This is a genomic window from Paenibacillus sp. FSL H7-0716, assembly GCF_038002705.1.
In the GTDB taxonomy this organism is placed as follows: domain Bacteria; phylum Bacillota; class Bacilli; order Paenibacillales; family Paenibacillaceae; genus Paenibacillus_AQ; species Paenibacillus_AQ odorifer.
In genome coordinates, this window is record NZ_JBBODA010000051.1 from 21082 (window position 1) to 30114 (window position 9033).

The 9033-nt window shown below is 37.5% G+C and carries 15 protein-coding genes; 7 read left to right on the forward strand and 8 right to left on the reverse strand.

What is annotated here, in order from left to right; genetic code table 11:
* Nucleotides 1–104: 104 nt before the first annotated feature.
* The 3 genes from MHH60_RS31130 to MHH60_RS31140 all read right to left on the reverse strand — a co-directional run bounded on the left by MHH60_RS31130 (nucleotide 105) and on the right by MHH60_RS31140 (nucleotide 1980).
* On the reverse strand, nucleotides 105–1310 hold the full coding sequence (locus tag MHH60_RS31130; RefSeq protein ID WP_306082434.1) for a glycoside hydrolase family 9 protein: 1206 nt from the start codon (nucleotides 1308–1310) through the stop codon (nucleotides 105–107).
* 122 nt (nucleotides 1311–1432) lie between these two features.
* Nucleotides 1433–1708, reverse strand: coding sequence for a YolD-like family protein (locus tag MHH60_RS31135; RefSeq protein ID WP_076139037.1), 276 nt, complete (start codon nucleotides 1706–1708; stop codon nucleotides 1433–1435).
* 74 nt (nucleotides 1709–1782) lie between these two features.
* On the reverse strand, nucleotides 1783–1980 hold the full coding sequence (locus MHH60_RS31140; protein ID WP_076139038.1) for a hypothetical protein: 198 nt from the start codon (nucleotides 1978–1980) through the stop codon (nucleotides 1783–1785).
* A 73-nt stretch (nucleotides 1981–2053) separates the two neighbouring features.
* Between MHH60_RS31140 and MHH60_RS31145 the strand changes: the two genes are divergently transcribed.
* The 6 genes from MHH60_RS31145 (at nucleotide 2054) to MHH60_RS31170 (ending at nucleotide 5807) form a co-directional block, all read left to right on the forward strand.
* Complete coding sequence (locus MHH60_RS31145; protein ID WP_076139039.1) at nucleotides 2054–2278, forward strand: helix-turn-helix domain-containing protein; 225 nt, start codon at nucleotides 2054–2056, stop codon at nucleotides 2276–2278.
* A 226-nt stretch (nucleotides 2279–2504) separates the two neighbouring features.
* Nucleotides 2505–2711 (forward strand): hypothetical protein, encoded by a 207-nt coding sequence (locus MHH60_RS31150; protein ID WP_076139040.1) that lies wholly within the window; start codon nucleotides 2505–2507, stop codon nucleotides 2709–2711.
* A gap of 84 nt (nucleotides 2712–2795) precedes the next feature.
* Nucleotides 2796–3176: a PH domain-containing protein gene (locus tag MHH60_RS31155; protein ID WP_076139041.1), complete on the forward strand. Its 381-nt coding sequence runs from the start codon at nucleotides 2796–2798 to the stop codon at nucleotides 3174–3176.
* Between the two features lie 88 nt (nucleotides 3177–3264).
* Complete coding sequence (locus MHH60_RS31160; protein WP_076139042.1) at nucleotides 3265–3744, forward strand: hypothetical protein; 480 nt, start codon at nucleotides 3265–3267, stop codon at nucleotides 3742–3744.
* A gap of 394 nt (nucleotides 3745–4138) precedes the next feature.
* Nucleotides 4139–5017 (forward strand): hypothetical protein, encoded by an 879-nt coding sequence (locus tag MHH60_RS31165; protein WP_076139043.1) that lies wholly within the window; start codon nucleotides 4139–4141, stop codon nucleotides 5015–5017.
* Nucleotides 5018–5249: 232 nt separating this feature from the next.
* Nucleotides 5250–5807 carry a hypothetical protein gene (locus MHH60_RS31170; protein WP_076139044.1) on the forward strand — a complete coding sequence of 186 codons (558 nt, stop codon included), beginning with the start codon at nucleotides 5250–5252 and terminating at the stop codon, nucleotides 5805–5807.
* Nucleotides 5808–5908: 101 nt separating this feature from the next.
* On the opposite strand, the gene MHH60_RS33375 is transcribed toward MHH60_RS31170, so the two are convergent.
* The 5 genes from MHH60_RS33375 to MHH60_RS31190 all read right to left on the reverse strand — a co-directional run bounded on the left by MHH60_RS33375 (nucleotide 5909) and on the right by MHH60_RS31190 (nucleotide 8200).
* Nucleotides 5909–6073 (reverse strand): YolD-like family protein, encoded by a 165-nt coding sequence (locus tag MHH60_RS33375; RefSeq protein ID WP_143763757.1) that lies wholly within the window; start codon nucleotides 6071–6073, stop codon nucleotides 5909–5911.
* Nucleotides 6074–6164: 91 nt separating this feature from the next.
* On the reverse strand, nucleotides 6165–6410 hold the full coding sequence (locus MHH60_RS31175; protein WP_076139045.1) for a LexA family protein: 246 nt from the start codon (nucleotides 6408–6410) through the stop codon (nucleotides 6165–6167).
* A complete protein-coding gene (locus MHH60_RS31180; protein ID WP_076139046.1) occupies nucleotides 6407–6604 on the reverse strand; it encodes a hypothetical protein in 198 nt (65 codons plus the stop codon). The genes MHH60_RS31175 and MHH60_RS31180 overlap by 4 nt, the downstream gene beginning before the upstream one ends.
* A 244-nt stretch (nucleotides 6605–6848) precedes the next feature.
* Nucleotides 6849–7019, reverse strand: a complete 171-nt coding sequence (locus MHH60_RS31185; protein ID WP_179088988.1) for a hypothetical protein — start codon at nucleotides 7017–7019, stop codon at nucleotides 6849–6851.
* Between the two features lie 842 nt (nucleotides 7020–7861).
* On the reverse strand, nucleotides 7862–8200 hold the full coding sequence (locus MHH60_RS31190; RefSeq protein WP_076139048.1) for a hypothetical protein: 339 nt from the start codon (nucleotides 8198–8200) through the stop codon (nucleotides 7862–7864).
* Between the two features lie 210 nt (nucleotides 8201–8410).
* Between MHH60_RS31190 and MHH60_RS31195 the strand changes: the two genes are divergently transcribed.
* The gene (locus MHH60_RS31195) at nucleotides 8411–8902 is read left to right on the forward strand and encodes a hypothetical protein (protein WP_076139049.1); all 492 of its coding nucleotides are present in this window, start codon (nucleotides 8411–8413) and stop codon (nucleotides 8900–8902) included.
* Nucleotides 8903–9033: the final 131 nt, after the last annotated feature.

The following is a 9033-nucleotide window of genomic DNA, read 5'->3' on the forward strand; positions in this document are numbered from 1 at the left end:
ATCCTACTAAAATATCATACCGTCTAGTATTATAGCATTTCAGCTATAAAAAAGAGAAAGACATCCAGTTTCAGGACGCCTTTCCCTAATCGAACTATTGCTTTTTATTGATTAAACCGGGCCACAACAAACACCGCAGGTGAATTCCAATAGATCGTCACTTCATTCGTAGAATAGCTAAGCTCATGATCGACAAAGCACTGCGCAGCTGGTATTCCCTGTAAATGCTCAACTACATATTCATCATGCAGCCCACGATCTGGCCCCCCTGACACCAATCCTGGCACCGGATCAGCCACATGGTCACCAACAGAAGGGCGATGATGCGGATTCATCACGGCATGATCCCCAAACCCTGTAACATAGCTGATATCCAGTACGTTACGCCCCATCAGATAATGTAGATGATCTAAGGCACAGTCCGCAAAACCGGAGTTTCCACTAAAATATTCAGCCGCCAGCAGCAGCATTGCATTGTTCATTACTAGCATATTGCTGCCCCAGATATAGTCCTCCTCTTTTAAGGAGATCCTATAGCCCTCCTCACGACTCTGCTCCGCTAATCGTTGCGCCTCAGCAACAAGCCCTTCTTTTAACGAGGCATATAAAGCACGGTCTGCTAGCTCCTCACCATTTAACAGATAAGCAATCGTGCCATAGCCCCCCATATCGCCCCAGCCTAAACTGTATTTTGGAAAAACCAGCTGTGCTAGCTGTAGAACTGCTTGATGATATTCCTCTTTCCCTGTCGTACGATACAGCTCTGCCGCTGCCCAATACCGCTCGTCCTTATCGACCCCATCTCCGTATTCTCCAGTGCTGATCTCAGGAGGATTCGTAAATCCCGGTGCATCGGGATGCTGAACAAGCCATTCCCATGCTGCCCCCGCAGCATCCAGACATTTCCGCGCATAAGCAGCATCAAAAGGCTCGTACACTCTTGCAGCCATAGCCATAACACCAGCAAAATCCCCAGTTGCAGTAGCAGATATTGGTGAGAAGTACAGGTCTGCTGTATCGTCCTCAGGCATAACATCCAGACCAGGAAAGCTTAGCGTAGTCAGTTTATGGTATACGCCACCTGTTGCAGAGTCTTGCATTTTAAACAACCAATCGAGCTCCACCTTGCATTCCAGCAGCACATCTGGCGTAGATCCATCACTTTCAGGCAAAGGGATAGCGCTTACAAAAGCCGAGGGATATAATTCATATGCAAGCAGCATATCCGCGGTAGCTTTCGCTCCGGGACCGCTATATTTTCCATAATCACCTGCATTATGGCACTGTTGTCCGGCGATTACATTAATTATTTTATTAGCATAGTGACGCGGTTTTTAATTCCAGTGTGTACATTGTTTACATCAAAAAAAGTATCTGATTTTTAATTATTGTGGGAAAGATGTGGGAAAGTCCACAAAGTAAAGACCCGGGATTATTCCCCCGGGTCATCCACTTTAAGAATATCTTTAAACGGTATTTTAACGGTGTCATCGTATCCCCTTCGAATATGTATGCGTTGTGTCTGGCCATCTAATTCAATGACTTCTCCTTTGAATGGTTCACGTCTCCAAGCGGAGATAAAGATTGGTTTGTGACTTTCCTGTGCTTCTCTTAATTTTTCTGCAATCTCTTCTTGCGTAAACTCATCGAGTTTTGGGCGGATATTTTCAGTCTGTTTGCTTTTTGACGGCTTAGGAACGGCTGCCATGAGTATCACCCTTTCATGTATGATAATTGGATTATACACGAACCTATGTTCCTATTTCAATATCCTATATATTCCTAATTGTAGGAATTTGGTTTAAAGGATTCTTGTAGAATGCTTTCAAACTCAATAAATTCACCAATAACAGAACGAAACTCGTCTATAAAATTTTCTTGTTGAGGCAAACTTTCCTTTTCAAGATCCCAGAGTAGTATCATTAAGTCCGATTTTAATTTTGCAGCGAATGATAAATCGTTCAAATCAATTCGTCTCATTTCCTCACCTCATGATGTATAGTGTGTTATAATTCCTTCGAAATCATCAACTTAATCGAAGGGGCTTACCGCAGTGATCAGATCCTTCCGTGGGAACTGTCTGCTGCAATCTATTCTGAACAGCCAAGAAATGACTCCTGCAGAATTTGCCCGCCGAAGCGGTTGGTCTTCACGTATGGTTTATTATTGGTGCGACAATAGTAAACCTATGAGTGTTGAGGCCATGCATACTGCTTCGTTAATTCTAGGCGTTCCTATGGAGGCATTATATACTTGGAAGGTCGTTGAGAAAGATTGAACAGGCAGGGCGACTTTGGTCGCACTCCCTCGGATAAAAAACGAACCTATAGGTTCGTAAATGATCTTACGTGCATTGTAATATCTTTAATGTCAAATTACTGTCGCTATATGTCGAAATGACTATCGGTAATTAAATACAAACTTTAACAGTTAAGACCATATTCATATAACAACGATATTTAATAGTACGAAGTAAGGAAAATCAACCTTAGGGGATGGAAGAAGTGAAAATCGAAGAGTTAAAACTTGGCGTTCGGGTCCGTATCAAAAACGGTTTCCATATCAATAAGATCGGTATTGTTATAGCTAAAGGAACACAAACTGTCTTGCTAGATATTGATGAGCCGTTACTTATTAGTGTGCTGCCAGCATATCTAGAAACAGCACCTGAGAATCCATTACCACCAGGATGGGAAGAAGTAAAGATATAAAGAGGCTTCACTCACAGAATAATATAGTAAGTTTTTCCTCGTTTTGATAGACTAATCTTTATAAAGCCTTAGGAGGATTAGTTTATGTCTAATAGCGAAGAATTAGTTTTATGGGAAGGCAAACCTGCTGGTATCTCGGATCGATTAAAGGAAAAAGCAAAACTCGGTATTCTTAACAATACGACCTACAAAATCACGACTCAGCGGATAATCATAGAGTCCGGTCTCATTGGGAAAAATATTGAGGAAGTTGAACTTCTTCGAGTACGGGATTTATCCGTAAAACAGTCTCTCAAAGATAAATTGATTGGTGTAGGGTCAGTCACAGTATTCTCCGATGACATTTCTAATTCTTCAGTTATATTCGAAGACATTCAAGATGCTCATAAAGTTAAAGATATAATTCGCAAGGCGGTTCGTGAAGAGAAGTCTGCTCATAATATTAGTTATCGCGAAAACCTGTAAAAGCTTATAAAACAAAAAATCAATACAACTTTCACCATAACAGTAAACCTGTTATAGTGTCCCTATATTCTAATGGAGGTAAATCATCATGGAAAACATCATTGATGAAAACACAGTATTAAGACACTACTTTCCACTTCCAGCACATCTTTATTATATGGATATCGATTGTTTAAAAACCGTGGCTCATGAAGAAGAACGAGGACACAATTTAACGGGGCTTATAAATGCTCTATACATCCAAGGTCATTTAGATCTTGATCGTTTATTAAACTGTACTCGGAAAGAAATATATCAGGCACGGAGAATAGGTGCTAAAAAGCAAGTACTTCTACTTAATTTACTAGAACGGATTTCTGCAGATCCCAAGATAATAGAAAATCACAAAATCCCCCCAACGATAACAATACACACTGAAAAAGATATCGGGGAATTAACCTTAAAGAAAATCATTGGAAAATATAAAGAAACACACGTAGATTCATTAAAGCTTGAAGAAACAAATGAAAAGGAAGTTCGGTTAAAAAACATTAAAAATAGGCTCCGTGAAATGGGAATGATTCAATAACTAATCCTTTCAACAACATAGAAATATTTCTCTTGCCAGTTATAAGTTATACTCGTTAATAAGACGGTACAGGCGGTGCCTGGTTTAAAACCAATTAAAATACCCCGAGGACACCCGGGGTATTTTAATATCTATATTGTTCAATTTTCCCAACCATATCAGTTCTGGTCTTCCTCTAAGAAGTCTAAATACAATTTATAATGGTTGTCGATCCGTTCACATCACAATGTCATACGATTTTTTATATAATGTCACTATATTCACACTATCTATTCTAGATCAATACCAAACCCCTAGTTTAGATGTTATTCCATGAAAATACATAGTAATAATTACCTGATTCTGATAGACTATTCCGTGGCGATAATTATCATTTTTTAGGAGGATATAGAAAATGTGGATGACAGTGGGGTTATTAAGTTTTTTAGCAAGTGTTGTTTTGGTTGTAATGGGATTGATTTATTTAATTAAGAAGAAAAAAACGAAAAAGTTATTCTTATCAGCCTTGGCGTGCTTTGCAATTTTTATAATTGCTGTATCAGTTGATTCATCTAATGACGCCGAAACAGCTGCTGAAACACCAACTTCTGCAAATACTAATGGAGAAGCAAAAACAGTTAGCGCAAATCAAGACTCTAAAAATACAACAGCAGAAGATACTACAAAAGAAGCTGAAAAGAAAGCCAAAGAAGAAGCAAAAGTGAAAGCAGCAGCTGAAAAGAAGGCTGCTAAGGAAGCAGAAGAAAAAGCCCAAGCAGAGGCTGATGCTAAGGCTAAAGCAGAGGCTGAAGAAGCTGCTAAGAAATCACAGGCAGCTCTCGTCATGACTCAGGTTGTCACCAACCTCACAGAAGGCGCATCCGAATTAGATGATAGGACTCGTGAATACTTGGTGAGTAACTTTGATCTATTTCCTGCTGTTAGCGCAGAAACTAAAAGTAAAGCAGCTGCTGAAGTTGATCCAACTATTACCTCTCGTCATTTATTTAAAAACATCTCACCTTACTATGCAAAGATGATCGAAGTATCTGGGGAAGTGGTTCAAATTTCAGAGGAAGAAACAGACTTTGGAACTCTCGCGGCTATACATATCATGAACGATAATGGAGATTCCATTATGGGTATTTATCTAAATTCTACTGGAGATATCCTTGATGGTGATTACGTTACATTTAAGGGTGTTCCTACTGCAGCCTATTCTTTTGCTAACGTAGGTGGAGGCACAACTAATGCCATCTTACTAACGGTGTCTACTATTCAAAAAGTTCAATAAAAATAGCCCTGGGGAAACCTAGGGCTTCTCTGTATACTTGCACCTACTACATCTTATACTTTGTTGAATCCTGATAGGTATTTTACCAATACATGATTCACCTAGTCATTTTAATGAATTTTAATAATTCTTCCAGCACTCAATGTCACCGTCATCGACGACTAAGCCCCTCCAGTATAATCACTAACTAGAGGAATGTAAAAATACAATTATATGTAGGAGCTGTTTTAAAATGAAAACGTTAACGACATTCCTTGGGTTCTTTCTTTTGTTGAACTCATTGATAATCCCAGTAAGCGCTCAATCTCCCACCCAACACGCAAAAGATATTGTAATCAAGAAATATCCTAATGAAAAGATCCTCTCATTAAAAACAGTAGATCTAAACAACGACAAGAAAAATGAATCCATTATTTTAACAGACTCAGGGAACCTATTCTTCCTAAATTCCAAAGATGTTTTAGTTCTAATTAATACAGGTGTAGCTTATGAGGAAGAAGATTTGGAGATTAAGGTTCTTCCAGCTTCCAGCAAAGAAAAACATGTCGCAATTGTAGTGGATACACCACCTTCTACCGTGGTGTATGTATACCGACTCGAAAACGGTACTCTAGTACAAAAACTTCATTTCATTGCAGACATCGGAGTAGACTTCGAAAAGAACGGTGAAATACGTCAAGTATGGAAAAAATATCGGCAAAACGGAGGATGGGATATAGTTTCAGGAACTTTTACTTGGGATACAAAAACTAATAAATATAAGGGTTCAGGTAAGTATATTCTTAAATAAGCAGAAGCCTCAGAGGAAACCCTGAGGCTTTATTATGTAATAGCTCCAATTACATCGTCTATCATTATCCATTCCCAGTCATCATCATGGAGAAATTTAATCTATCCTAATTGACAGTCTACCCTCATCACTATGCCATGTATTTGTATATCCTCGATCACATTAAACACCGTTAATGTGATGGGACTGCAATCTTCTAATGATTGAGCTAACACCTGTGAGATCTCCACTAATGCTCGGGGATCTAAATCAGGCTTTGATCGCACCTCTTTTTTTCAACGAATCGTCCAGAATCCTATTTTTATGCTCAGCATTATCATCCGACTTCCCTCCCAAAGACCATCACCCTCAAGTTTCTTACGCTGTTGTGATTTCATTGTCTCCGTCGACTCCCCTAATGACTCTCAACGCTCGCGGCATGTTCTTACCTCTCTGTATGTACCCCTTAATCTCTAAACGCTCCATATGCGCATGTATTACCGCTGTAGATGACAATCCTACCTCCTTGGCAAGTTCACGTAACGTTGGTGGATAGCGATTGATTTCGATCATCTTAATTAATGATCTGAGTATTTCTTTTTCTTTATCTGTTAATGGCTTCATGCAATTGCTCCTTTATCACTTGGCTGCCAAGCTAATATATTTACCATTAGAAACACTCTTGGCGCTCCTGTATTTAAGCATGTTGCACGGATTTTTCCGTCCTTTATACCTTTTACCTCAATCTTACGCTGAGTGATCTTGCCGACTTTATCTAAGTAAACAATTTCAACGGTTTGACCAATCCGAATATGCACGCTGATAACCCCCAAAAATAAGAACGTTTGTTTGTATTATAACCAAACATACGTTCTTGAATCAAGCGAATACATATTAATCTATTGGGATTAAAAAAAATAAATAATTCTCCATCATTTAATTACAAATATCTTTTATAAAGATTAAAAAACTCGCCTATACTCAGGCGAGTTTAAAGGTGAAGGAGTCTTAAAAAGGGGTTACTTATATCCTATGTAAACAAAACAACTGGGTTCTTGATGATCATGAACCTTTTTGTCTATCCCCTTCGTTAGAAAACAAGAAGATCACAATAGCATTGAATACTACAGCAAGCAAATATGTTGGTTTTCCTGTTAAAGCAAATAAGAATCCAAATGAAATCATTATGGACCAACTAAGAAAGGCATTGAGTTTGAGAAGTTCATTACTCATAATTACCTCTTCCTTTCAAGCGAACGTTATTGTATATATATTCCCAGCCTATCTTCTTTCTATGCATACAAATTTTTTCTGTATCAAAACTATATATTCAAGCCATAGAATAAAACTGGACACTCAATGCGAAGGTTGACGGAGTATTCTTGTCTTTACTCTAAACTAAAATCATAGTTGGATGCCTCGAGCGGTAGCTATCTCGATAGATTCTTACGTATAGCCTTCTAATATGGACTCTAACCCAAGAATTTTTCAATCATATTTGTTTTAAAGTTCTAGATAAATGCCATTGCCCAAAGTCAGCTCTTCGTTAGAAAGTTGTGCTTCTCTATGTATGTAGTACTCAAACAATCACTTCTAAAATAAAAATATAAACACTAATACTCCTAGAATAATTACTCCGACGTTAATCACACAAACGCCTTTTCTCTTCTTTAAATAGTAGTAGCCCCCGTTATATATGAGCGTACCGCATAATGACACAATTGACCAGCAATACCATTGCTGAACATGTGGAACATTGTACTTTAATAATATGAACAGATTTATAACAACCGTGGCCACTGTAAAGCAAATTCCAAAAAATAGGAGTTGATTTTTCATTTCATCGCTCCTTAAGTCAAAAATGCCCCGTCTAGTTTGATGGGCGTCCTTCCGAATCTTATTAAGATATTATATTCTTTTCGAAACCGTTTGCAAACGATCTACTGTTAATGTAATTTAAAGATTTCGAACATCCCACCGACCACTTAAGGTTGGTGGGAAATTTTTATAATCCTTTAAAATTCACCTATAACTTATTCGCATGTTGACTACAGAGTAATCATTAACATATTCCACTAAATTTCCGAAACCCGAATAACCTTATACCTTGAATTTTCCTTTTCTAAATCAACTCTAATTTTTTTGGTTTGATTGTCTTTGAAAAGATTCCCCTCAACAGTAAGACTCTTACCATTTATCTCACAAACTTTTTTAGGAAAGAAACCCCAATCCGAACCAAATTGTTTTGATATAGAGCTATTGATTTCTTCAAAGAGGATAGATAATGTGTATGTTCGTATGTCTTTTACTGGATCTTCAATATGATCTCCTGGCGTAGCTAAACAAATTCGACCTACACTCATAGTTAGGAACAAAGTCGACAGAATCACAAGTAATTTCATTTTGAATTTCAATTTGATCACCTCTTCTTTATCTATAGTTAGCAATAACAAGAAATTTAATGCACAAGTTTTATTCTGTAGGTGATACTAAATAATCAAGACGTAAAAAATCTAAATTCAACAATAATTTACATTATTTTATGATCAATTATACCTATATACAAATAAATGTAATATTTTATAATAAAATAGAATAAAATAACATTTTGGGGAGAGTGTAAAATGAAGAATAAACTAAGTTTAGTACTAATGACAGTATTATTTTTTGTGATTTTATTACCATCTCATTCATCCGCAGCTGAAGATATCGCACCCGTAACTGATGATGTTACCGCAGTTGTAAATACAAGTTCTCCTCCAGCTGACATTTCACCTTTATCTCAGGATACCTTCAGTTATGAATTTTCTAGTAACTTTTATACCCCTACATTCCATGTCTATAATCCCAATACCAATATCACAGTTAATCTTACAAGTACAAGCACTTATGATTCTAATGATGGTGTATTTAAGGTTTCTTTAGAAAAATGTGATAAATCAGGATCAATTGTTTGTACATGGAAAAGTTTATTGACTGCTGCTGCCCCTTCGGATGGTGCCTGGACTGTTCTTTTCCCAGGCGGGTTTGAAACAGGAGATTATAGAATCAGATTACATGGAATTCTGCCTGGTGGGTATACTGTAAAGGGTTATGCCCAATATATATGGTATTAAACCCAGCCTCATGAATTTGCTGATAACACCCATTTCTTCGAAGCGAAAAGAACATAAATGTTAAAATCTCCACCTAATGTTCAGACCTACGTTCTAAAATGTCAGTATGAAAAATACCCCATCTACCTTAA

Excerpts from the sequence above, each read along its gene's own strand:
- MHH60_RS31135 (WP_076139037.1), bottom strand. The coding sequence starts at position 1,708 with ATGGCAGCCGTTCCTAAGCCGTCAAAAAGCAAACAGACTGAAAATATC.
- MHH60_RS31140 (WP_076139038.1), bottom strand. The coding sequence starts at position 1,980 with ATGAGACGAATTGATTTGAACGATTTATCATTCGCTGCAAAATTAAAA.
- MHH60_RS31155 (WP_076139041.1), top strand. The coding sequence starts at position 2,796 with ATGTCTAATAGCGAAGAATTAGTTTTATGGGAAGGCAAACCTGCTGGT.
- MHH60_RS31160 (WP_076139042.1), top strand. The coding sequence starts at position 3,265 with ATGGAAAACATCATTGATGAAAACACAGTATTAAGACACTACTTTCCA.
- MHH60_RS31165 (WP_076139043.1), top strand. The coding sequence starts at position 4,139 with ATGTGGATGACAGTGGGGTTATTAAGTTTTTTAGCAAGTGTTGTTTTG.
- MHH60_RS31170 (WP_076139044.1), top strand. The coding sequence starts at position 5,250 with ATGAAAACGTTAACGACATTCCTTGGGTTCTTTCTTTTGTTGAACTCA.
- MHH60_RS31175 (WP_076139045.1), bottom strand. The coding sequence starts at position 6,410 with ATGAAGCCATTAACAGATAAAGAAAAAGAAATACTCAGATCATTAATT.
- MHH60_RS31185 (WP_179088988.1), bottom strand. The coding sequence starts at position 7,019 with ATGAGTAATGAACTTCTCAAACTCAATGCCTTTCTTAGTTGGTCCATA.
- MHH60_RS31195 (WP_076139049.1), top strand. The coding sequence starts at position 8,411 with ATGAAGAATAAACTAAGTTTAGTACTAATGACAGTATTATTTTTTGTG.